General features: G+C 62.4%; 20 protein-coding genes. 4 read left to right on the top strand and 16 right to left on the bottom strand.

All coding sequences use genetic code 11. The annotated features are described in order from the left end of the window. Positions 1–135: 135 nt before the first annotated feature. From PspTeo4_RS09355 to PspTeo4_RS09295, 13 genes are all read right to left on the bottom strand, one after another. Positions 136–411 (bottom strand): peptidylprolyl isomerase, encoded by a 276-nt coding sequence (locus PspTeo4_RS09355; protein ID WP_322363404.1) that lies wholly within the window; start codon positions 409–411, stop codon positions 136–138. A 36-nt stretch (positions 412–447) separates the two neighbouring features. Then, positions 448–2,406: an acetoacetate--CoA ligase gene (locus PspTeo4_RS09350; RefSeq protein ID WP_322363403.1), complete on the bottom strand. Its 1,959-nt coding sequence runs from the start codon at positions 2,404–2,406 to the stop codon at positions 448–450. Positions 2,407–2,549: 143 nt separating this feature from the next. Further along, on the bottom strand, positions 2,550–3,029 hold the full coding sequence (eco, locus tag PspTeo4_RS09345; RefSeq protein WP_322363401.1) for a serine protease inhibitor ecotin: 480 nt from the start codon (positions 3,027–3,029) through the stop codon (positions 2,550–2,552). Between the two features lie 57 nt (positions 3,030–3,086). Continuing rightward, positions 3,087–3,857, bottom strand: a complete 771-nt coding sequence (hbdH, locus tag PspTeo4_RS09340; RefSeq protein ID WP_322363399.1) for a 3-hydroxybutyrate dehydrogenase — start codon at positions 3,855–3,857, stop codon at positions 3,087–3,089. Positions 3,858–3,867: 10 nt separating this feature from the next. Next, positions 3,868–5,259 (bottom strand): GntP family permease, encoded by a 1,392-nt coding sequence (locus tag PspTeo4_RS09335; protein WP_322363397.1) that lies wholly within the window; start codon positions 5,257–5,259, stop codon positions 3,868–3,870. A 278-nt stretch (positions 5,260–5,537) separates the two neighbouring features. Continuing rightward, positions 5,538–6,920, bottom strand: coding sequence for a sigma-54 interaction domain-containing protein (locus tag PspTeo4_RS09330; RefSeq protein ID WP_322363396.1), 1,383 nt, complete (start codon positions 6,918–6,920; stop codon positions 5,538–5,540). A gap of 171 nt (positions 6,921–7,091) precedes the next feature. After that, on the bottom strand, positions 7,092–8,108 hold the full coding sequence (locus PspTeo4_RS09325; protein WP_322364827.1) for an ABC transporter permease: 1,017 nt from the start codon (positions 8,106–8,108) through the stop codon (positions 7,092–7,094). Beyond that, entirely contained in the window at positions 8,108–9,166 is a 1,059-nt protein-coding gene (locus tag PspTeo4_RS09320; protein ID WP_322363394.1) for a microcin C ABC transporter permease YejB, read from the bottom strand. The genes PspTeo4_RS09325 and PspTeo4_RS09320 overlap by 1 nt, the downstream gene beginning before the upstream one ends. Beyond that, positions 9,163–11,007, bottom strand: a complete 1,845-nt coding sequence (locus PspTeo4_RS09315; protein WP_322363392.1) for an extracellular solute-binding protein — start codon at positions 11,005–11,007, stop codon at positions 9,163–9,165. Before PspTeo4_RS09315 ends, PspTeo4_RS09320 begins: the two co-directional genes overlap by 4 nt. Before the next feature lie 16 nt (positions 11,008–11,023). Then, complete coding sequence (locus tag PspTeo4_RS09310; protein ID WP_023380733.1) at positions 11,024–11,305, bottom strand: peptidylprolyl isomerase; 282 nt, start codon at positions 11,303–11,305, stop codon at positions 11,024–11,026. A gap of 78 nt (positions 11,306–11,383) precedes the next feature. Further along, complete coding sequence (locus PspTeo4_RS09305) at positions 11,384–12,445, bottom strand: 3-deoxy-7-phosphoheptulonate synthase (protein ID WP_322363390.1); 1,062 nt, start codon at positions 12,443–12,445, stop codon at positions 11,384–11,386. Between the two features lie 533 nt (positions 12,446–12,978). Beyond that, positions 12,979–14,589, bottom strand: a complete 1,611-nt coding sequence (locus PspTeo4_RS09300; protein WP_416196945.1) for a methyl-accepting chemotaxis protein — start codon at positions 14,587–14,589, stop codon at positions 12,979–12,981. Between the two features lie 245 nt (positions 14,590–14,834). Further along, positions 14,835–16,037, bottom strand: coding sequence for an NAD(P)/FAD-dependent oxidoreductase (locus PspTeo4_RS09295; protein WP_322363387.1), 1,203 nt, complete (start codon positions 16,035–16,037; stop codon positions 14,835–14,837). A gap of 278 nt (positions 16,038–16,315) precedes the next feature. On the opposite strand from PspTeo4_RS09295, the gene PspTeo4_RS09290 reads away from it, so the two are divergent. Both PspTeo4_RS09290 and PspTeo4_RS09285 read left to right on the top strand, forming a co-directional pair. After that, positions 16,316–16,858: an Rrf2 family transcriptional regulator gene (locus PspTeo4_RS09290; protein WP_322363385.1), complete on the top strand. Its 543-nt coding sequence runs from the start codon at positions 16,316–16,318 to the stop codon at positions 16,856–16,858. 72 nt (positions 16,859–16,930) lie between these two features. Next, positions 16,931–17,428 (top strand): HIT family protein, encoded by a 498-nt coding sequence (locus PspTeo4_RS09285; protein WP_322363384.1) that lies wholly within the window; start codon positions 16,931–16,933, stop codon positions 17,426–17,428. Positions 17,429–17,448: 20 nt separating this feature from the next. Here the strand turns inward: PspTeo4_RS09285 and PspTeo4_RS09280 are convergent, their stop codons facing one another. Then, positions 17,449–17,808, bottom strand: coding sequence for a cupin domain-containing protein (locus PspTeo4_RS09280; RefSeq protein WP_322363382.1), 360 nt, complete (start codon positions 17,806–17,808; stop codon positions 17,449–17,451). Next, complete coding sequence (locus PspTeo4_RS09275) at positions 17,805–18,398, bottom strand: GNAT family N-acetyltransferase (protein ID WP_322363381.1); 594 nt, start codon at positions 18,396–18,398, stop codon at positions 17,805–17,807. Before PspTeo4_RS09275 ends, PspTeo4_RS09280 begins: the two co-directional genes overlap by 4 nt. Positions 18,399–18,710: 312 nt before the next feature. On the opposite strand from PspTeo4_RS09275, the gene PspTeo4_RS09270 reads away from it, so the two are divergent. Continuing rightward, positions 18,711–19,430 carry a tellurite resistance TerB family protein gene (locus tag PspTeo4_RS09270; protein WP_322363379.1) on the top strand — a complete coding sequence of 240 codons (720 nt, stop codon included), beginning with the start codon at positions 18,711–18,713 and terminating at the stop codon, positions 19,428–19,430. Positions 19,431–19,560: 130 nt separating this feature from the next. Here PspTeo4_RS09270 and PspTeo4_RS09265 read toward each other — a convergent pair whose 3' ends face one another. Then, positions 19,561–20,436, bottom strand: a complete 876-nt coding sequence (locus PspTeo4_RS09265) for a LysR family transcriptional regulator (protein WP_322363378.1) — start codon at positions 20,434–20,436, stop codon at positions 19,561–19,563. A 231-nt stretch (positions 20,437–20,667) separates the two neighbouring features. Here PspTeo4_RS09265 and PspTeo4_RS09260 point away from each other — a divergent pair, with 231 nt between their 5' ends. Beyond that, positions 20,668–21,648 (top strand): MBL fold metallo-hydrolase, encoded by a 981-nt coding sequence (locus PspTeo4_RS09260; protein ID WP_322363376.1) that lies wholly within the window; start codon positions 20,668–20,670, stop codon positions 21,646–21,648. The last annotated feature ends 12 nt before the right edge of the window (positions 21,649–21,660 follow it).

Below are 21,660 nucleotides of genomic sequence, written 5' to 3'. Positions count from 1 at the left end.
CGTGTCCATTTGAACGGACCACTACCTGGGACCGTGCTCATGGGCACGGCCTCGGCCCTGCCTGCTTTGTAGGAAATTGCCTGTTACGCGACAACTGGCAGAATTACCAGGTGGCCAGCCGTCAATAACGCTGTGTCAGTCGCGATAGAAGGTTTGCACCAGGTGGTAACCAAACTTGGTTTTGATCGGCCCGTGCACCACGCGCAGGGGTTTCTTGAAGATCACCTGGTCGACTGCCCCCACCAGTTGCCCCGGCCGTACTTCACCCAAGTCGCCACCGCGTTTGCCCGATGGGCAGGTGGAGAACTTCTTGGCCAGCACGTCGAAGGCCTCGCCGTTGGCGATACGCTGCTTGAGCTTCTCGGCTTCTTCAGCGGTCTTGACCAGGATATGGCGGGCTTGAGCTTTCATGGGAACACCTGTGCTTCGGGGCAAAAAAGGGCGCCATTATGCCTGATCGCGCAACTCCGTGCGGTCGCGAAACTGCTCCAGTGCCTCGGGGTTGGCCAGGGCATCGGTATTTTTCACCGGCCGCCCGTGCACCACGTTGCGAATCGCCAGTTCCACCAGCTTGCCGCTGATGGTGCGGGGAATGTCGGTGACCTGGGCGATGACTGCCGGGACATGACGCGGCGTGGTGTACTGGCGGATCACCTGGCGGATGCGCTGGCGCAGGTCGTCATCCAGTTGCAGGCCGTCGCGCAGGCGGACGAACAGTACCACCCTTACATCGCCGTGCCAGTCCTGGCCGATGGCGACGCTTTCCAGCACCTGCTCGACCTTTTCCACCTGGCGGTAGATTTCCGCCGTGCCGATGCGCACACCGCCTGGGTTGAGCACCGCATCGGAACGGCCGTGGATTATCAGGCCACCACTGGGGCATTGCTCGGCATAGTCGCCCTGGGCCCAGACCCCGGGGAACTGGCTGAAGTAGGCGTCGTGGTAACGGCTGCCGTCGGTGTCTCTCCAGAACCCCAGTGGCATGCAGGGGAAGTGCTGGGTGCACACCAGCTCACCTTTCTCGCCGGTGATCGGCTGGCCGTGCTCGTCCCATACTTCGACCGCCATGCCAAGGCCCTTGCACTGGATTTCACCACGGCGCACCGGCAAGGTCGGGTTGCCCAGCACGAAGCACGAGACGATGTCGGTACCGCCCGACATCGAGGCCAGGCACAGGTCGGCCTTGATCTTGCCGTAGACGTAGTCGTAACTGTGCGGGGACAGCGGCGAGCCAGTGGACATGATCAGGCGCAGGCTGTCGAGGCGATGGCTGCTTTTCGGCTCCAGGCCTTCCTGCTCCAGCGCAGCCAGGTACTTGGCGCTGGTGCCGAAAGCGCGGATGCCTTCGGCATCGATGAGGTCGAGCAGGCGCTCGGGGCCGGGGTGGAACGGTGAGCCGTCATACAACACCAGGGTGGCACCCACCGCCAGGCCGCTGGCCAGCCAGTTCCACATCATCCAGCCGCAGGTGGTGTAGTAGAACAGCACATCGTCGGCCTTCAGGTCATTGTGCAGGCCATGTTCCTTGAGGTGCTGCAACAGCACGCCGCCAGCGCGGTGAACGATGCACTTGGGCACCCCCGTGGTACCGCTCGAATACAGAATGTACAGCGGGTGGTCGAAAGGCAGTGGGGTGAAGCTGGGCGAGCCGCCGGCCTGGTAGAAGTCGTCCCATAGGCTCACGTTGGCGGCGGTGAACTCATCGGTGCGAGTCTGCGTGCGGGTGTAAGGCACCACGAGCAACTGCTTGAGGCCCGGCAGCTGGGCGCAGACCTGGTTGATCTTGTCCACCTGGTCGATTGTCTTGCCAGCGTATTGGTAACCGGCACAGGCAACCAGCAGCTTGGGCTCGATTTGCCCGAAGCGGTCGATGATGCCGTGCAGGCCGAACTCGGGTGATGACGTGGACCACACCGCCCCAAGGCTGCTGCAGGCGAGCATCGCCACCAGGGTTTCCCAGGTGTTGGGCATGATCGCCGCCACCCGGTCGCCAGCGGTGATGCCTGCAGCCTTGAACGCCTTTTGCAGCCCGGCGACATGGCTGGCCAATTGCGCATGGGTGAGCACCAGGCGCTGGCCATCTTCGCGCACGCTGACCAGCGCCGGGCGGTCATCCCGCCGATGCAGCAAGTGTTCAGCGAAGTTCAGGGTAGCACCGGCAAACCACTGGGCATCGGGCATCTGCGGCCCTTCGCTCAGCACTTGGGTGGCAGGTGTGTGCCAGTGCACATGGAAGTACTCGGCCAGGGTGCGCCAGAAGTCGGCGCGGTGCTCGATGCTCCAGCGATACAGTGCCGGGTAGTCATTGAGTTGCAGGTTGTAGCGCAGGTTGACCCGGCGGCGGAATGCATCCATCCGGCTGGCCTCGATCTGCGCCGTGGAGGGGCGCCAGAGCACATCGTTCATGCCGAACCTCCGCTGCGATCGGGTAATGGGACTGCTTTGCAGTCCATCGCAGGCTTCGCCAGCTCCTACAGCGCTACAACTTAACCGGTGGGAGCTGGCGAAGCCTGCGATTGGGCCGCAAAGCGGCCCCGACTGTGGTCCTCTTACTCCACTTTAGCCTTTTGTACGTCCGGCGATGCCGACCATACGCGGTAGCGCACCTCGACACCTTCCGGCACATACACCACCACCGGCAGCTTGCTGTTGTAACGGACCATGAAGCCTTCACCGACCACCGGCACGAAGGCTTCGGTCTTCTTGCCATCCGGGCAGGCCATCAGGGTACTGGCCGGGCCGCCGACCTTTTCCAGGCGGTAGTAGCTGTAGCCCCAGCCTTGCAGCGTTTTTTCTTCCAGGCTGCCTGCCAGGCGCTGGCGGTTGCAGTCCACCTGCAGGGTCTTGCCCGCCAGGATTTCCAGGGTGTGGGCCGATTCATCGGGCTGGGCCGGCAGGTGGATCACCTGCCGGGTGAAGCCTTTTTCGGCTTCGGGGTAGGGCGCGACATCTTCGAGTTTGGCGGCCATCGCCGGTGCGGCCATGGTCAGGGTCAGGGAAAACATCGCGAACAGACGGGTATGGCGCATACGGCCTCCTTGCAATCGAACGGGTGCAAGACCACCGCCAGGCCCAGGCCGCCCACTTTACTGGGCCAGCCAGCCACCATCGACATTCCAGGCGGCGCCGCGGACCTGGCTTGCGGCCTCGCTGCACAGGAACAATACCAGTTCACCCAGGTGCTCGGGAGTGACGAAGGCCAATGAAGGTTGTTTCTCGGCCAACAAGTCGTATTGTGCCTGCAGCGGGTCGCCGCCCTTGGCGGCACGGTCGTCGATCTGCTTCTGCACCAGTGGTGTCAGTACCCAACCGGGGCAGATCGCATTGCAGGTGACGTTGCTGGTGGCGGTTTCCAGGCCCACCACCTTGGTCAGCCCGACCACGCCGTGCTTGGCCGCCACGTAAGCGGCTTTGCCGGTAGAGCCGACCAGCCCGTGCACCGAGGCGATGTTGATGATCCGCCCCCAGTCGCGCTGGCGCATGCCCGGCAGTGCCAGGCGGGTACCGTGGAACACCGCCGACAGGTTCAGGGCGATGATCTTGTCCCAGCTTTCCACCGGGAACTGGTCCACCGGCGCCACATGCTGGATACCGGCGTTGTTGACCAGAATATCGACGCCGCCAAATTCGCGTTCGGCCAGGGCGAACAGCGCTTCGATCTGGGCCACATCGGACAAATCCGCCGGGTGGTGCACCACCCTGACGCCGTGGCGGCCGATCTCCGCCAGGGCGGGCGCTGGGTCGCCGAAACCGTTGAGCACGATGTTGGCGCCAGCACGGGCCAGTACCTGGGCGATGCCCAGGCCAATGCCGCTGGTGGAACCGGTGACGAGTGCAGTCTTGCCGTTGAGCGTCATGTAAAGCTCCTTAAACGATGCCGGTGGCGTAGAACGTGGCGATGACCACGAATACCGCCAGGGTCTTGATCAAAGTGATGCCGAAGATGTCTTTATAGGCTTCGCGGTGGGTCAGGCCCGTCACCGCCAGCAAGGTGATCACCGCGCCATTGTGCGGCAGGGTGTCCATGCCGCCGCTGGCCATGGCGGCCACCCGGTGCAGCACCTCCAGCGGAATGTTGGCGGCGTGGGCGGCGGCGATGAAGCTTTCGCTCATGGCCGCCAGGGCAATGCTCATGCCGCCGGAGGCCGAGCCGGTGATGCCCGCCAGCAGGGTGACGGTGATGGCTTCGTTGACCAGCGGGTTGGGGATGGCGCGCAGGGCGTCGGCCAGCACCAGAAAGCCTGGCAGCGATGCGATCACCGCGCCGAAGCCGTACTCCGAGGCAGTGTTCATGGCCGCCAGCAGTGCGCCACCGACCGCGCTCTTGGTGCCCTCGGCCAGGCGCGTGCGGATGGCGCCAAAGGCGCACACCAGCACCATCACGATGCCCACCAGCAACGCTGCCTGCACCGCCCAGATCGCCGTGAGCTTGGCCACGTCACTATTGACCGGTGCGCTCATGCCCGGCAGTTGCAGGGTGTGGCTGGGGCCGTACCACTGTGGAATCCAGTGGGTGAACAGCAGGTTCATCACCCCCACCAGCACCAGCGGCGACAGGGCCAGCCAAGGGTTGGGCAAGGTCAGGTCGGCGGCGGTTTCCGGTTCGTTGCGCAGGTCGTTGCCGTAGCCTTCGCCGGCACGCTGGGCCTTGTTGCGCTGGCGTTGCAGGTAGAGCATGCCGGTGCAGAACACGAACAACGTGCCGATCAGGCCCAGCCAGGGCGCTGCCCAGGCGGTGGTGTTGAAGAACGTGCTGGGGATGATGTTCTGGATCTGCGGGGTGCCTGGCAGCGCGTCCATGGTGAATGAGAACGCGCCCAGGGCGATGGTCGCCGGAATCAGCCGCTTGGGAATATCGCTTTGGCGGAACATTTCGGCGGCGAACGGGTAGACCGCAAACACCACCACGAACAGCGACACGCCGCCGTAGGTGAGCAAGGCGCAGACCAGCACGATCACCAGCATCGCCTGACGGGTGCCGAGCAGGCGAATGGCAGCCGCGACGATCGAGCGCGAGAAGCCCGACAGCTCGATCAGCTTGCCGAACACCGCACCTAGCAGGAACACCGGGAAGTAGAGCTTGATGAAGCCGACCATTTTCTCCATGAACACCCCGGTGAATGCGGGGGCCACGGCGGCTGGGTCAGTGAGCAGCACCGCGCCGAGGGCGGCGATGGGGGCGAACAGGATTACGCTGTAGCCGCGGTAGGCGGCCAGCATCAGCAGGGCCAGGGCGGCCATTGCGATGAGCACGGTCATCGGGGTAAATCTCCTGGGTGAGTCTTGTTTTTATCGGTGACCAGGGGATAGCGGGAATCGTGCCAATTATATAAGTTGTTGATTTAAAAGGATTATATTTGAAGTCTTGGCGTGGCTGTCTCTGGGTTGAGACTGTCGGGGCTGCTGTGCAGCCCAATCGCCGGCAAGCCGGCTCCCACAAAGACAGCACGCCTCCCTGTAGGAGCCGGCTTGCCGGCGATCGAGGGCAAAGCCCTCGCTGCAATCTACATATGGAAACATTAGTCTCTAAAATGAGACTAATGCCCCAGCGCCACCATCTTCTTGTACAAGGTAGACCGCCCCAGCCCTAGCGACTTCGCGGCTTCCGGCACATTGCCCGAACACTCCAGCAGCGCATCGGCAATCAGCTTGCGTTCGAACTGTTCACACGCCTCCCGATACGTCTGCCGCATCACCGGTGCCGCCACCGGGCTCAATGGCCCCAGCGCCGCTCGCAGCTCGCCAGCCCCCAACCTTGGCTGGTCGGCCAACAACGTCGCCCGCTCCAGCACATTGCGCAACTCGCGGATATTCCCCGGCCAGGCATGCCGGGCCAGCAGTTGCAGCGCTTCAGGCTCCAGTTCGTACTGGCTGCCCAGCTCGGCCAGAATAGCCTCGCACAGCGCTGGCAAGTCTTCGCTGCGCTCACGCAGGGGCGGCACCTCGATGGGCAGCACGTTCAAGCGGTAATACAGGTCGGCCCGAAACGCTCCGCGCGCCATGGCAGCCTGCAGGTCGATGGACGTGGCGGCGATGATGCGCACATCGCTGCGCAGCATCTGGTTGGAGCCGACGGGCTCGTATTCCTTTTCCTGCAGCACGCGCAGCAACTTGCTCTGCAGGGCCAGGGGCATGTCACCAATCTCGTCCAGGAACAGCGTGCCGCCCTCGGCCAATTGCAGCTTGCCGCTGCGGCCTTTGCGGTCGGCACCGGTAAAGGCCCCGGGGGCGGTGCCGAAGAACTCGGCCTCCAGCAAGGTTTCCGGAATGGCTGCGCTGTTGATGCTGACGAACGCCTTGTGCGCCCGTGCCGAGGCGGCGTGAATGGCATGGGCCAGCAACTCCTTGCCGGTACCGGTTTCGCCCAGCAGCAACACCGGCGAATCACTGCCCGCGCCACGCCGCGCCCGGCGCTTGGCCTCAAGGCTCGCGGTGCTACTGCCGACGAACTGGGCGAAGCTGTACTTGGCCTGGCGTGCCCGCAGCTGCGAGCGGGTGGAGGCCAGCTCCTGCTGCATGCTCGAGTAGCGTTTGAGCAGTGGTGACAGGCTGCGCAGCTCATCGAACAAGGCAAAACCGATGGCCCCGATCAGCGCACCCTGGTCATCGTGGATGGGCAGGCGCATGACCACCAGCGGCTCGTTGGGGGTATCGAGCATGTCCAGCAGAATGGGTCGGCCATTGCTGACCACCTCGCGCATCAGGCTGCCGGGGATCACCGCCTCGCACGGCTGGCCAATGGCGCTGGCGGCATCGGCCAGGCCAAAACGCCGTGCATAGCGCTCGTTCATCCAGACAATGCGGGCCTGGCGGTCGACGATCACGGTGCCTTCGCTGGATTGCTCGATGATCTCGAACAGCGAGCGGATCGCCAGTTGCCGTACCTGGGGGTAGTCCTTGAGGCTGTCGCTGTCGTGCATGGAAGGGGCCTGGTGATGGGGTAGCGGATTATGGCGCTGGGCCTGGGTTTGGTGAAGACATCGGCGGCCCTATCGCCGGCAAGTCGGCTCCCACAGGGACCGCGCCGACTCTGAAATCACCGCAGTACCTGTGGGAGCCGGCTTGCCGGCGATAAGGCCGCCACAGCCAACCTACCCCCGAGGGTCGAACGCCTCACGCAAGGCATCACCAATGAACACCAGCAGCGACAGAATCACTGCCAACGCGAAAAACGCGGTAAAGCCCAGCCACGGCGCTTCCAGATGCTGCTTGCCCTGGGTCACCAGTTCACCCAGCGAAGCGCTGCCGGCCGGCATGCCGAACCCGAGAAAGTCCAATGCCGTCAGGGTGGTGATGGCGCCGGTGAGCATGAAGGGCACGTAGGTCAGGGTGGCGTTCATCGCATTGGGCAGGATATGCCGCAGCATTACCTGGCTGTCCGGCAGCCCCAAGGCGCGGGCGGCCTTCACGTACTCAAGGTTGCGCCCACGGAGAAACTCGGCGCGCACCACATCGACCAGGGTCAGCCACGAGAACAGTGCCATGATCCCCAGCAGCCACCAGAAATCTGGCTCGACGAAGCCGCTGAGGATGATCAACAGGTACAGCACCGGCAACCCCGACCACACCTCCAGCAACCGTTGCCCGAGCAGGTCGACCCACCCACCGTGGTACCCCTGCAAGGCGCCAGCAATCACGCCGATCAGCACGCTGACCACGGTCAGGGCGAAGGCGAACAGCAGCGACACCCGTGTGCCATACAGCACCCTGGCCAGCACGTCGCGCCCTTGGTCGTCGGTGCCCAGCCAGTTGCTTGGGCTTGGTGGGCTAGGGGTGGGAACCTGCAGGTCGTAGTTCGGCGTGTCGGCGCTGAACGGAATGGGCGCGAACAGCATCCAGCCGCCTTGGCTTTCGATCAGCTGACGCACATAGGCACTGCGGTAATCCGGCTGGAACGGCAACTGGCCGCCGAACTGCTGCTCGCTGTAACGCTTGAGAGCCGGCACATACAGATCGCCCTTGTAGCCAAGCAGCAGCGGCTTGTCGTTGGCCACCAGTTCAGCGCCCAGGCTCAGCACCAGCAGCCCGGCGAACAGCCACAGCGAGATCCAGCCAAGGCGGTTGCGGCGAAAACGCTGCAGGCGACGACGCGAAACCGGCGACAGCATCATTGCGCCCTCGTGTCGAAGTCGATGCGCGGGTCGAGCACGGTGAAGGCCAAGTCACCTATGAGGCGGAACAGCAGGCCCGCGAGGGTGAAGATGAACAGCGTGCCGAACACCACCGGGTAGTCGCGCGACACCGCCGCTTCATAGCTCAGGCGCCCCAGGCCATCGAGGGAGAAGATCACCTCGATCAGCAGGGAACCGGCGAAGAACACCGTGATCAGTGCCTGGGGCAGGCCGGCCAGGACCAGCAGCATGGCATTGCGCAGCACATGCCCGTACAGCACCCGCCGTTCGCTCAAGCCCTTGGCCCGGGCCGTGACCACGTACTGGCGGGAGATCTCGTCGAGGAACGCGTTCTTGGTCAGCAGGGTGAGCGTGGCAAAGCCGCCGATCACCAGCGCCCCAACCGGCAGCACCAGGTGCCAGAAATAGTCAGCAACCTTGCCCAGCAGGCTGAGCTGGTCGAAGTTCTCCGAAACCAGCCCGCGCACGGGGAACCAGTTGAGCGAGGTGCCGCCTGCGAACAGCACGATCAACAGCAAGGCGAACAGGAACGAGGGCAGGGCATAACCGATCACGATCAGCGCGCTGCTCCAGGCGTCGAAGCGGCTGCCATGGCGCACGGCCTTGCGGATACCCAGCGGGATCGAGACCAGATAAGTGATCAGCGTCGCCCAGAAGCCCAGCGACAGGGTCACCGGCAGCTTTTCCAGAATCAGGTCGGTCACCTTGGCGCCACGGAAGAAACTCTGGCCGAAATCCAGCCGGGCATACTGCTTGAGCATCAACCACAGCCGTTCGGGGGCGGACTTGTCGAAGCCGTACTGGCGTTTGATCTCTTCGATCATCTTCGGGTCCAGGCCACGGCTGGCGCGGGACTCGCCATGCACGGCCTCGGCCCGCGCCCCCGGCGCAGCGCCGCCCAGGCCCTGCAGCCTGGCCACCGCCTGCTCGACCGGGCCGCCCGGTGCAGCCTGGACGATGACGAAGTTGACCAGCAGGATCGCCAGCAGGGTCGGGATGATCAACAACAGGCGACGCAAAATATAGGCAGTCATGGCGACTTCTTCCGGCGCTCGGCCATTTGCGCGTTGGTCAGCGCAGTGGGGCTGATTTCCCACCAGGTGTCCAGGCCTTCATCGTAGGCGGCCTGGACCTTGGGCAGGCCGAAGCGGTTCCACCAGGCGGTGGAACTGCCGGGTGGGTAGTAGTTGGGGATCCAGTAGTAGTTCCATTGCAGCACGCGGTCCAGGGCGTGGGCGTGGCGCAGCATGTCGGCCTGGGTGCTGGCACGGACCAGGCCGTCGATCAGCACGTCCACCGCCGGGTCCTTGAGCACCATCAGGTTGTTCGAGCCGGGGTCGTTGGCGGCCGCCGAGCCGAAATAGTTGTACAGCTCGGCACCGGGCGACAGCGTGACAGGGTAGCCCGTCACGATCATGTCGTAGTCGCGGGCCATCAGGCGGTTGACGTACTGGGCCGAATCGACGTTGCGGATGTTCAGGGTAATGCCGATCTGTGCCAGGTTACGCTTCCACGGCAGCAGCAGGCGTTCCATGCCGGACTGGCCGTTGAGGAAGGTGAACGCCAGTGGCTCACCTTGCGCATTGACCAGTTGGTCGCCTTGCGGGTGCCAGCCGGCCTGCTGCAGCAAGGCCAGTGCCTGCAGCTGCTGCGGGCGGATGATCCCGGAGCCATCGGTGACCGGCGCGCTATACACCTGGCTGAACACCTCGTCGGGGATCTTGCCCCTTAGCGGCTCGAGCACCTGCAGCTCGCTGGCATCCGGCAATGTGCGGGCGGCCAGCGGCGTATTGGAGAACACGCTCTGCTGGCGGATGTACATGCTGCGCATCATCTGCCGGTTGCTCCACTCGAAATCCCAGAGCATGGCCAGGGCCTGGCGTACGCGGCGGTCGTTGAACTGCGGGCGGTCCAGGTTGAACACGAAGCCCTGGGCCGTTTGCGGCTTGGCCGGGCCGAGGTGGGCCCGTTGCAGGCGGCCGTCGTCCAGCTGCGCACCGTTGTAGCCCAGGGTGTAGGCGGTGGCGGAGAACTCGCGGTTGTAGTCGTAGCCACCGCCCTTGAGTACCTGCCGTGCCACTTCGGTATCGCCGAAGTACTCGATGCGGATCTGGTCGAAATTGTAGCGGCCACGGCTGGCCGGCAAATCCTTGGCCCACCAATGCGGGTCGCGTTCGAAGGTGATGCTGCGACCGTTGTCGATGCGCCCGATGCGGTACGGGCCACTGCCGACCGGCTTGTCGAAGCCGGCGCCGTTGGCAAAGTCTCGGTTCTGCCAGTCGTGTTCGGGCAGCACCGGTAGGCTGGCCAGGTCCAGGGCCAGGGTCCGGCCGTGGGGTTGTTTGAAGTCGAAGCGCACGCGATGAGGGCTTTCCACCGTGACGCCGGTCACCTCAGCGAACTGGGTGCGGAACTTGAGGCTGCCCTTGCTCATGAGCAGCTCGTAGGTAAAACGTACGTCCTCGGCACGCACCGGCTTGCCGTCGGCGAAGGTGGCGCGCGGGTCGATCTCGAAGCGTAGCCAGGCATCGTCAGGCCCGCGCTCCATGCTTCGGGCGATCAGGCCGTAGACCGTGTAGGGTTCATCGAATGAGCGTACCGCCAGCGGCGCATACAGCCAGCCATCGACCTCGGAGACGCCAATGCCTTTGTCGATGTAGGGCAGGATATGGTCGAACTGGCCGATCTCGATGGCCGAACGGCGAATGCTGCCGCCCTTGGGGGCGTCAGGGTTGACGTAGTCGAAATGGCGGAAGGCTTCGCCATAGCGTGGCGCTTCACCGTAGACGGTGAGGGCGTGGGTGGGGGCCGCGTTGCAAGTGAGGGACAAGCACAACAGTGCCAGCCCCCACAAGCCTGCTCCCTTAAGGAACATCACCGGCAACGGTGGCTTAGTCCTGGCGGCTGGTCACTTCCAGCAGGTGGTAACCGAACTGGGTCTTCACCGGGCCTTGGACAACGTTCAGCGGGGCGCTGAACACGACGGTATCGAATTCGCGAACCATCTGGCCTGGGCCGAACGAGCCCAGGTCACCGCCCTGGCGGCTGGAAGGGCAGGTGGAATTGGCTTTGGCGACTTCAGCGAAATCGGCACCGGCTTCGATCTGGGCTTTGAGCTCGTTGCATTTCTCTTCCGAGCTGACCAGGATGTGGCGGGCAGTGGCACGTGCCATGGGAACTACTCCTTGGGTAAAAAAGCAAGCCTAACGCACTTGTCTGGGATATGTCTCGCAAGGCTTGCGGTACGTTTCCTACAAGCGAGCTGCTGCATCACGCAGCAGCGTTTCGGTCGACGCCCAGCCCAGGCAGCCATCGGTAATCGACACGCCGTACTTCAGCGCACCCTTGCCCAGCGCCTGGCAACCGTCGAACAGATGCCCTTCGAGCATGACCCCCACGATCGAGCGGTCACCGCCCAGGCGCTGGCTCAGCACATCCTCGAACACCGCTGGCTGACGTGCCGGGTCCTTGCCGCTGTTGGCATGGCTGCAGTCGACCATGATCCGTGCATCGAGCCCAGCCTTGGCCAGGCCCTGACGGGCTTGGGCGATGCTCTGCGCATCGTAGTTGGGGCCTTTGTGGCCACCGCGCAGCACCAGGTGGGTATCCGGGTTGCCCAAGGTCTCGATGATCGCCGGGTAGCCCTGCGCATCCATGCCGAAGTGGCGATGGGGGTGGGCGGCGCTGCGCATGGCGTCGCAGGCGATGCCGACGCCACCGTCGGTGCCATTCTTGAAGCCCACTGGCAGTTCCAGCCCGCTGACCATCTCGCGGTGAATCTGCGACTCGGTGGTGCGAGCGCCGATGGCGGCCCAGCCCAGCAGGTCGTCGAAGTAGCTGGCGGCCATCGGCTGCAGCAGTTCGGTGGCAATCGGCAGGCCGCGCTCGATCATGTTGAGCATCAGGCCACGGGACAGGGCGATGCCGGAGTGCATGTCATCGCTGCCATCGAGGTGCGGGTCGTAGGCCAGGCCTTTCCAGCCGACCGTGGTCCGGGGTTTTTCGACGTAGGCGCGCATCACCAGCAGCAGCTTGTCGTCCACTTCACGGCTTAGCGCGGCGAGACGGTCGGCGTATTCCAGGGCCGAGCGCGGGTCGTGGATCGAGCACGGGCCGACGATCACCAGCAGGCGCTCATCGCGGCCTTCGAGAATGGCGCGGATCGCTTGACGGTGGGCCTGGACTTGCTGGGCGAGTTCGATAGACAGCGGCATCTGCTGCTTGAGCAGGTGTGGGCTGGGCAGGCGCTTGCTGACAGTGGTGTTGGCAGCTTGAGGCTGGGTCAGGGGCAGGGCGAGGTTGGAAGCTTGCATGGCGTGGTATCCCTGGGCGGACGGCGGGTTCTGGCCCGCGTGGTCGGCCCTATCGAGGTGTTCGACAGATCGTCAAATTCGGTTCTTGTGCGGCATTGCCACCGGAGATCGACCGTACGGAGGCGGCAGGCTGGCCCGAACGGGATTGGCTAAATCGCCAGGCATAGGTGTTTGCGTAGTAATAAGTGGCGTAGTTCATGAATCTGTCCTCAGTGTGAATCGGTAATGTCGATGGCCTGAAAAGCAAAACCCCCGGTCGGGGAGCCGACCGGGGGTTTGAGTATTCTCATGTTCGGCGGCCCCTCGAAGGTGGGCGCCGTGTGGGTATCAGCGGCGCCTAGTGGCTAAACCAATACCCAAAATAAAAGCTGGCGACAGCCTCGCAGCCGGCAACGGCCAGCACAGGGCGCGCGGTGCGACCGGTGTGGTTGGCGTGGTTGCAGGTGTGTTTCGGCATGTTGCTCTCCAGTGAATGAGCCCGAGCATACTTCAGGTCAAGCGCGGTGTTCAATGGATAAATGCTATCGGCCCGATCACACCTTGAACTGCGCCACCATGCCGTTCAGGTCCACGGCCAGGCGCGACAGGTCCTGGGCCGCCGCGCTGGTCTGGTTGGCGCCCGCCGAGGTCTGCATCGCCAGGTCACGGATGTTCACCAGGTTGCGGTCGACCTCCCGTGCCACCTGCGCCTGCTGCTCGGACGCGCTGGCGATCACCAGGTTGCGCTGGTTGATCGAGGCGATGGCCTCGGCAATCACTTCCAGCGCCTGGCCCGCCGACTGCGCCACCTCCAGGGTGCCGTTGGCCCGGCCTTGACTGCTGTGCATGGCCGATACCGCCCGCTCGGTACCCGACTGAATGCCCGAGATCATCTGCTCGATCTCGGCGGTGGACTGCTGGGTGCGGTGGGCGAGGGCGCGGACTTCGTCGGCCACCACGGCAAAACCACGGCCTGCTTCACCGGCGCGGGCAGCCTCGATGGCGGCATTGAGCGCCAGCAGGTTGGTCTGCCCGGCGATGGCGCCGATCACGTCTAGCACACGGCTGATCTCGTTGGCGTTGCTGGCCAGTTGTTCGATCTCTTGCGAGGTGCCGGTGACGTCCTGCACCAGATGCTGGATCGAGTCCAGGGCCTGGTTGACCTGGTCGCGGCCATCACGGGTGGTGCGGTCGGCGCCCTTGGAGGCGTCGGCGGTGCTCACCGCGTTGTTGGCCACTTCTTCCACCGCAGCGGTCATCTGGTTGACCGCTGTGGCGGCCTGGTCGATTTCCGCGCTCTGCTGATGCAGGCCGCGGCTGGTGTCTTCGGTGACGGTGTGCAGCTCTTCGGAGGCCGACGCCAGCTGGTCGGAGGACGCGGCAATCTTGCGAATGGTATCGCGCAGGCTCTCTTGCATGCGGCTCATTGCGCCCAGCAGCAGGGCGGGTTCGTCGCGTCCGACGACCTTGATCGGCTGGGTCAGGTCACCGGTGGCGACGCGCTCGGCCACGGTCACGGCCGCACCCAAGGGCACGACGATGCTGCGGGTAAGCAGAGTGGCGATGGCGACCAGGGCGAGCATGATGACCAGAAGTGAAACGGTGATGGCGAGGAAGGCTTCGTCAGCCATGTCGCTGCTGCGCTGGGAAGCGTCGTCGGCACCTTTGCCGTTGTAGGTGATGAGCGCGCTCATGGCTTTCATCATGGCGTCGGCATGTTGGGTCAGCGGGCCACTGATGCGTTGCTTGGCCTCATCGAAGCGCCCGGCACTGAGGTCCTGGAGCACCAGCGCCTGGCCATCGAGGTAGTGCTGGTGAGCCGTCGTGAAGGTGGTGAAAAGGGCGCGGTCATCGGCTGCGATGATGGTTGCCTCGTAGTCCTTGAGGCCGCTCTGCAGCTGCTCGTTGATGCCTTTGAGCAGTTCGATGTTGCGGCTGCGTTCGCTGTCGTTGTCATCCAGCGCGGTGCGCAGGGTGACGGCCCGGGCGCGGCCGAGGTTGGTGCTGATTTCGCTCAGTGCGACCACGGCAGGCATCCAGGTCACGCGGATTTCATCCGTGGCCTTGTCCATTTGCCGGGTTTCGAACAGCGCGATCAGGCCCATGGCCAGAACCAGGATGCCCAACAGGGCGAACACGCTGGCAGCGCGAATGCCGATCTTCATATTCCGTAACTGCATGGAATGCTCCTTGACGGTGGCGTGCAGGCGTCAAAAGCATGGGCGGATGGCCGGGTCACCGGTGGAGTGCCAGGCTCTCGATGCGCTGCGAATTAAGTGTGTTTTCCTCACCCTCATTTCTTTTTTATTTGGATGATGACATGTTGCCATCATTGTTGAACAGTCATTCAATCTAACAATGCAAAAAGACAAGTCCGCCTTTTTTGACGGACTTGTCAGCTTTCGGATTGTCAGACAATCGCAATCATCGGGTCGGCTGCCGCCAGAGCCTGGGCGCGGTCCGCTGCAGGCGGGTAGATCCACACCGAGTTGATCTGGCGCTTGAGGTTCTTGCCTTCCTGGCCCTGCAACTTGAGCTCACGCTCCCAGCCTTCGCTGAACGCCGCACCCCATTCGCCCAGGTCGAGGCAGGTGACGTACTTGGGCTGGCGGTAGGCGACCGGTTGCAGGTTCAGCAGGTCGGCTGCCGCGTTGTTGCCGCTGTGGCGGCCCATCGGGATGGCGTGCTGGCAGGTCATCAGCGCGTGGTTGCCAAGTTCGTCCACTGCAGCCCAGGCGGTATCGCCGGTGGCATAGATGTGCGATTGGCCGATCACCTTGAGGTGGTCGTCGACGCGCAGGCGGCCAAAGTTGTCGCGCTCGCCGGCAATTTGCGCGGTCAGCGGGCTGGCCTTGACGCCTACTGTCCAGATCACCGTATGGCTGGCGATGTACTCGCCGTTGTCCAAGGTAACGCCGCCGGCATCCACCGCGACCACCGAGGTACCGGTCAGCCACTCTACGCCCGCTTGTTCACTGGCAGCGACGATCGATGGGGTGATGCCCGCGCCCAGGGCTGCCCCCACCTGGGTGCCACGGTCGACCACCAGCACACGCAACGAAGCAGCTTCGCCCAGTACCGCACGCAGGCGGGCTGGCATTTCAGTCGCCGTCTCGATACCTGTGAAACCACCACCACACACCACCACGGTGTTGCGCGCCGGCGATTCAGGCCGCGCGGCAAGGCTTGCCAGGTGCTGTTCCAGGTGCACGGCCGATTCCATCTGGTCGACGTCGAACGTGTGTTCGGCAAGCCCCGGCACGGCCGGACGGGCCACATGGCTGCCTGCGGCGAGCACCAGGCGGTCGTAGTGGATCTGTTGCGGCTGGCCGTGGCTGTCGGTGTAGCTGACGCTGCGGCCTTCGGCGTCGATGGCGTCGGCACTGCCCTGGATGAAATGGACGCCAACGGCTTCGAACAGGTCGCCAAGCGGGGCCTTCATGCTGTGTACATCGGCTTCGTAGAAACGAGGGCGAATGCGCAGCTCAGGCTGGGGGGCAAGCACGCTGATGCGCACATCGTCACGTTGAGCCTGGTCGAGCAGGCGAGCGGCGCTCAGGGCGCTCCACACACCGGCAAAGCCGGCACCGATGATCAGGATGTTGGATTTCATGAGGGGCTCCACAGGGTTTGTTCGTGAGGTCTGAAGGGCTTCGAAGGCGTCAGGTGTGTCGCTCGAATAACTACGACTGTATTGATCGTAGTTTGATCCCGCAAGCTTTTTTTTTCATCGTGCCCTCGGCAGTCAGTGGTCGACGCGGATGAAAGGCCTGAAAATACTGGTTTTCAGGCTTAAGGCGATGGTTGTCTGATCGACGAACGGATACCGGCTGCTTTGCTATTACGCTGACGAAGGCGTAATATTTGCGACAAGATTGGTCGGAGATTGATATGTCCCTCTATAGTGCTGGCGTCGAATACGGCATTCACTGCCTGCTGTACCTGGTGGACGAGCGCGGTGACACCCGTGAGTCCAGCGTCCGCGACCTGGCCGAGTTGCAGGGCGTGCCGCAGGAGTATTTGGCCAAGGTGTTCACCAAGCTGGCCCGCGCCGGGCTGGTGGCGGCAACCGAAGGCGTGCGCGGCGGCTTTCGCCTGGCGCGGCCATCGGATGAAATCACCGTGCTGGACATCGTCACGGCCATCGACGGGCCGAAGAAAATCTTCGACTGCCGGGAAATCCGCGAACGCTGCACGATTTTTGCGGGCTCGCCACCCAGCTGGGCGACCGAGGGCACCTGTGCGATCCATGCGGTGATGCTCAATGCGCAAAAACGCATGGAAGAGGCGCTTGCGCAGCAGACCATCCTCGACCTTGCCCGCCGCTTCGGGCGCAAGGCGCCGGCGACCTTTGGTCAGCAGGTCAATGAGTGGATCAGTGAGCGGCGCGAAGGGAAGGGTGGGGCTGGGGAGATAGCGGTGACGCAGGTGTAGCGTTCACTTGTCGCGCTGAACGTTAGCCGGTAATGAAACCGGCCCGGACAACACATCACTCAAGGCCATCATATGGACATATCGCCTCGTTTCATCATCCATGAATCCCCGCATTGGGTGATCAACCACCGCATGGACAGCGCGTTGCCTGGCTATCTGATGCTAAGTGCCAAGCAGATGACAAACGCGTTGTCGGCATTATCGAGCGACGCGTTGGCAGAGTTGGGTGTATTGCAGGCGCGCATCCAGGCTTCCCTCGAAACGCACCTGCAGCCCAAACGGCTTTACATCGGCCGCTTCGGTCATGCCGCGGGGTACTCCATCCATTTCCATTTCATCCCTGTCTACCACTGGGTAGAGGCGATGTTCTGGCGCGACGACAGGTACAGAGTGCTGCAAACCTTTGGCTCATCCGACAGCACCCTGTCTCAGACCGATGGCGCGGAACTGACTTTGTATGTCTGGAGAGAGTTCTGTGAACGGCCTGACCCTCCACCGATACAAGGGCCTTCCATCGATCATGTCATAGAGGCTTTGCGCTTGGACTTCGGTTTTAAGCGTGTGGGTTGATCGAAGTCGCATCCACGACCCTAGTTCGCGGGCAAGAGAATCACGAAGTTCTTTTTCATGTCTTCTAGTACGGTCCATTTGCCCTTGGCGCCCGGCTCGATAATGAACGTGTCGCCAGCGGTCAGTGTCACCGGGTCGCAGCCCTCAAGCTCAATGACGCAGCATCCACTCAGAACATGGCAGAACTCCCAAACTTTGTAGTGGATGCGCCACGCCCCGGTGCTGGCCTCCCACTCTCCGGAAATGCGACCTTGCTGTTCATCGTGATAGTACTTGGAAGTTAGCGTGTGAGGGGTACCTTCCACGACCTCTTCAAAAAAGGGAAGGTCGCGCAGCGGCTGGATATCCAGTTCGCGGAACACGGTCAGTTTCTTGTTCATGGTTTTTTCTCGAGCAGAGTGTGAGTAGGGCGATACATTAAATAGGCTTCACCGGTTACGCCCAGCATCGGGTGCGCAACGATCTGGCAGGTTTTAACAATCTGAAAACCGTGACGTTCGTAGAAGCGGCGTGCGCCGTGGTTTTCTGCATAGTCGATCAGGCACAGTCCATCCAGGCCAGCGTCATCAGCGCGCTGCTGGGCGTGGCGAAGAAATTGGACGCCCAGCCCCTGGTTCCGCCAGGCCTCATCCAGTGCCAGGCTGGATATGTACAAGGTGTCGGGTATTTCCATGTCGGAATAAGGCGCGAGGACGGGGTCGGTCTCGACAGGCCTGTCAGCGGACGCGCTCAAGGGATAGCTATGCATCATGCCGATGACGCGCCCTTCGAAAGTGGCCATCAGGCAGTTCTTGTATGAAAAGTCGCCCTGCTCTCTGGCATAGCGAGACGCACCGACACTCAGCAATGTTTCTCCGGGTGCGGCGAGCTTGCTCCATATGTAATCGGCCATGCCCTCCGATGTCAGTTGAAAGAAGCGCGCAATATCTTGCGCGTCCGAGGCTTGAGCGGGCCTGAAGTCGAGAGGCATGTGCAGTGCTCCCATTGGGTCGGGTGGATGGTTTTTATGGATTACGCCTTTCACAGGGGGGCAGGCTAGGCGGTTTTAACAGTTCCCAGCATGCTCTACGCGACACCGTCAGCATTGCGTGCGACGCCTGCCCTCATGCCCAAAGAATGGCCGCTCCCCGTTCGTGGAGAGAAGGCAAACCGCAGGGGCATGCTATTTACCTGTCTGCTCGGTAAGCCCCGGATTACTGGTCAGCCAGACGGTCATGGCGGTTCGTCTTGAGGGGACTATCGTTGCTTGTCTGGGCAACGACTAGCGACCGAGGGCGGTGCCATGAACACGAGTGATTTACTGGAACAGTTACTTCGGGCCGGGCAGGCTTCGCAAGCGCAACAAGGCAGCGGCGGCATGTCTGCGCAAGACGGCCTGGGCGGTTTGGGCGGCTTGCTGGGAGGGCTGCTGGGCGGCGGTAGTTCGGCGGGCGGCGGTGGCCTTGGTGGTCTACTGGGTGGCCTTTTGGGCGGTGGCGGCGGCAGCGCTGGCGGCTTTACCCAGGGGCGTTCCGCGGGTGGCACTAACTACGCGGCGCTGGCGTCGTTGGGCATGATGGCGTTCCAGGCCTATCAAAGCTGGCAGCGCAGCCAGGCGGCAGCCCCGCAACAGGCCGTGCGCACTGTCGATCAATTGTCCGGCCCCGAGGCTGAAGATCACAGCCATGCGATCTTGCGCGCGCTGATTGCCGCAGCCAAGGCTGACGGCCGTATCGACAAGCAAGAAGAAGTGATGATCTACGCCGAAATCAAACGTCAAACCAGTGACCCGCAACTGCAGCAATGGCTGGATGAGGAAGTCAGCAAGCCACTCGATGCTGCCGAGGTGGCACAGTCGGCCCAGGACCCGGCCATGGCCGCGGAAATGTACTTGGCCAGCGTGATGCTGGTGGATGACCAGCAGGCCGCAGAGCGGGCCTACCTTGACGAACTGGCCAGCGCACTGCAAATCGACCCTGCATTGCAGGTGCACCTTGAACAGCAAGCCAAAGGCGCCGGCTGACCGGGCTGATGTGCCTGTGCTGCTCGTCGATCTGAAGCCAGCGTAGGCAAGGCCCGAGTGATTGCATGCACGCTCATCTGTGATGGGTTGCCCGCTGCATGGCAGCCCGGCAATTCCATCACTTCAGTGGTTAGCGATTCAGTTGAAGCGCGAGCGTTTCAACGAACATTCGTACCTTCAAGGGAACAAGCCTGGACGTTGGATAAACCGCCCAGATGCCCAGCGGTTCCGGCTCGGCATCCTCAAGGTCCACCTGCTTGACCAGCCCTGCCTCGAGAAAGGGTTGAACATACCATCGCGAGAGGTTTGCGATACCAAGGCCTGCTGCGCATGCTTCGTAAATGGCTTCGATAGAGCTTGCGCAGAAGCGCCCGGCCACCTTCTGGCGAACACTTTTTTCTCCACACAAGAAAGACCAGTGCGATGTGCCGATGGTGGCCAGACAGCTATGGGATGAAAGGTCAGCCATCGACTTCGGTGAGCCATGAGCGCTCACATAGGACGGGGCCGCGCAAAGCACCCGTGGATTGTCAGCCAGTCGTCGAGCGACCAACCGGTTATCTCGCAGCGGTGCGATGCGTATTGCAACATCGATGCCTTGGGCAACGATGTCTACCTGCTCGTCAGTGGTGATCAAGTCCACGCGTAGCGCGGGGTGCTGAAGCATGAATGCGGGCAGCATGGGCGCCACGACCTTCCTGCCAAATGCTGCCGACGTGGTTATTCGCAGATGCCCGGTGAGGGCGCTTCCTTGCGGGCGAAGATCTGCCAAGGCATTGGCTCGTCCCTCCAGCAAAGCCACTGCGTGGGGGAGAAACGTCTCGCCGTCACTGGTGGGTGAGAGCGCCCGCGTGGTGCGGTGCACAAGCCTTACGCCCAGCTCCGTTTCGAGATTGCTCAAGCTCCTGGAGGCCGCCATCGCGCTAAGCGAGAGCCGCCGGGCAGCGCCTGCCAAGCTGCCAACCTGCACGGCTTCGACAAAGACTTCGACATCCTCAAGCTTCATTATCTCGTTTTCCGTTAGATTGCCGTAACAGAATACACATCTACACGTTTTTATGTGATAGCGCCATAGTTTGTCTCAAGTCGCGACCTCCTCGGAGTTGCGCAATTCAGTTGTTGGGCACGCAACATGGCCGAACAAAACACCGATAAAGATATTTTTTAAACTTCGATGCTTGCCGTTAGTGGGGTGGTGAGCCTCTGCACGCCTTTAATTTAAAGGAAGGAGATTCTAATGAAAGGTTTTGCGAAAGTGCTTGGCGTTGCAGGCATGGCTTTCATGGCTCATGCCATGGCCGATGCACCAAGCCAGATACGCCAGCAGGTTCCTGGGTACTACCGTCTGGCGGTGGGGGACTTCGAGGTCACTGCTCTGTTTGACGGATATAACGACTTGGCCCCAAGTCTGTTGAAAGGGCTGTCCGCGGAGAAAGTTCGTGCGCTTCTGGCGCGCCAGGCAATCGGCCCGGATCGGATGCCAACCACCTTCAATGCGTTTCTGGTCAATACAGGAAAGCATCTGGTGATGGTTGATAGTGGCGCCGGGCATTGTGTTCCACAGACAGCCGGGCAACTGGTGCCAAATATCCAGGCCTCTGGCTATCAGCCAGAACAGGTAGATACGATCTTCCTGACACACCTGCATCTGGACCATGTTTGTGGTCTTGTCGATGCATCAGGAAAAGCGCTTTTCCCCAATGCAACGGTTTACCTGGCCCAGGCGGAAGCTGACTTCTGGCTGGACCCTGAGAAGAAAGCGACAGCGCCAGATAACGCCAAAGAATACTTTGAAATTGCCCAGAACGCACTCGCACCCTACAAGGCAAGTGGGCGCTTGAAGACATTTGTCCCGCCGGCATCTCCGATTCCAGAAGTCGAGGCCTCTTACGCAGTGGGGCATACACCAGGAAGTGCGGTTTATCGGTTTGCATCCAAGGGCTCGGCGATCACGTTTATCGGTGATCTGATTCATAACGCAGCCGTACAGTTCGATCACCCCGAAGTCGCCATTCGCTTCGATGTCGATCCTGAAAAGGCAACGGCGTCACGCGAGAAAGTGTTTTCAAAGCTGGCATCGGATGGCGAATGGTTGGCCGCCGCGCACTTGCCATTCCCTGGTATCGGTCATGTCACACAGGACGGTAAGAAGTTCAATTGGGCTCCCGCCTTGTACGGCCCGTACACGCGAGCTGACGAAGTTCCTCTGTTGAAGTGAGTTGTGCGGCAG

This window comes from Pseudomonas sp. Teo4 (assembly GCF_034387475.1).
In the GTDB taxonomy this organism is placed as follows: Bacteria; Pseudomonadota; Gammaproteobacteria; order Pseudomonadales; family Pseudomonadaceae; genus Aquipseudomonas.
Note: the sequence above shows the minus strand (reverse complement) of the source record. Positions and strands in the feature narration are given on the sequence as shown.

Excerpts from the sequence above, each read along its gene's own strand:
- PspTeo4_RS09300 (WP_416196945.1), bottom strand. The coding sequence starts at position 14,589 with ATGAAGATCGGCATTCGCGCTGCCAGCGTGTTCGCCCTGTTGGGCATC.
- PspTeo4_RS09295 (WP_322363387.1), bottom strand. The coding sequence starts at position 16,037 with ATGAAATCCAACATCCTGATCATCGGTGCCGGCTTTGCCGGTGTGTGG.
- PspTeo4_RS09320 (WP_322363394.1), bottom strand. The coding sequence starts at position 9,166 with ATGACTGCCTATATTTTGCGTCGCCTGTTGTTGATCATCCCGACCCTG.
- PspTeo4_RS09355 (WP_322363404.1), bottom strand. The coding sequence starts at position 411 with ATGAAAGCTCAAGCCCGCCATATCCTGGTCAAGACCGCTGAAGAAGCC.
- PspTeo4_RS09310 (WP_023380733.1), bottom strand. The coding sequence starts at position 11,305 with ATGGCACGTGCCACTGCCCGCCACATCCTGGTCAGCTCGGAAGAGAAA.
- PspTeo4_RS09285 (WP_322363384.1), top strand. The coding sequence starts at position 16,931 with ATGGACATATCGCCTCGTTTCATCATCCATGAATCCCCGCATTGGGTG.
- PspTeo4_RS09350 (WP_322363403.1), bottom strand. The coding sequence starts at position 2,406 with ATGAACGATGTGCTCTGGCGCCCCTCCACGGCGCAGATCGAGGCCAGC.
- PspTeo4_RS09280 (WP_322363382.1), bottom strand. The coding sequence starts at position 17,808 with ATGAACAAGAAACTGACCGTGTTCCGCGAACTGGATATCCAGCCGCTG.
- PspTeo4_RS09325 (WP_322364827.1), bottom strand. The coding sequence starts at position 8,108 with ATGCTGTCGCCGGTTTCGCGTCGTCGCCTGCAGCGTTTTCGCCGCAAC.
- PspTeo4_RS09270 (WP_322363379.1), top strand. The coding sequence starts at position 18,711 with ATGAACACGAGTGATTTACTGGAACAGTTACTTCGGGCCGGGCAGGCT.
- PspTeo4_RS09275 (WP_322363381.1), bottom strand. The coding sequence starts at position 18,398 with ATGCCTCTCGACTTCAGGCCCGCTCAAGCCTCGGACGCGCAAGATATT.
- PspTeo4_RS09335 (WP_322363397.1), bottom strand. The coding sequence starts at position 5,259 with ATGACCGTGCTCATCGCAATGGCCGCCCTGGCCCTGCTGATGCTGGCC.
- PspTeo4_RS09305 (WP_322363390.1), bottom strand. The coding sequence starts at position 12,445 with ATGCAAGCTTCCAACCTCGCCCTGCCCCTGACCCAGCCTCAAGCTGCC.
- eco (WP_322363401.1), bottom strand. The coding sequence starts at position 3,029 with ATGCGCCATACCCGTCTGTTCGCGATGTTTTCCCTGACCCTGACCATG.
- PspTeo4_RS09260 (WP_322363376.1), top strand. The coding sequence starts at position 20,668 with ATGAAAGGTTTTGCGAAAGTGCTTGGCGTTGCAGGCATGGCTTTCATG.
- PspTeo4_RS09290 (WP_322363385.1), top strand. The coding sequence starts at position 16,316 with ATGTCCCTCTATAGTGCTGGCGTCGAATACGGCATTCACTGCCTGCTG.
- hbdH (WP_322363399.1), bottom strand. The coding sequence starts at position 3,857 with ATGACGCTCAACGGCAAGACTGCACTCGTCACCGGTTCCACCAGCGGC.
- PspTeo4_RS09330 (WP_322363396.1), bottom strand. The coding sequence starts at position 6,920 with ATGCACGACAGCGACAGCCTCAAGGACTACCCCCAGGTACGGCAACTG.
- PspTeo4_RS09315 (WP_322363392.1), bottom strand. The coding sequence starts at position 11,007 with ATGTTCCTTAAGGGAGCAGGCTTGTGGGGGCTGGCACTGTTGTGCTTG.
- PspTeo4_RS09265 (WP_322363378.1), bottom strand. The coding sequence starts at position 20,436 with ATGAAGCTTGAGGATGTCGAAGTCTTTGTCGAAGCCGTGCAGGTTGGC.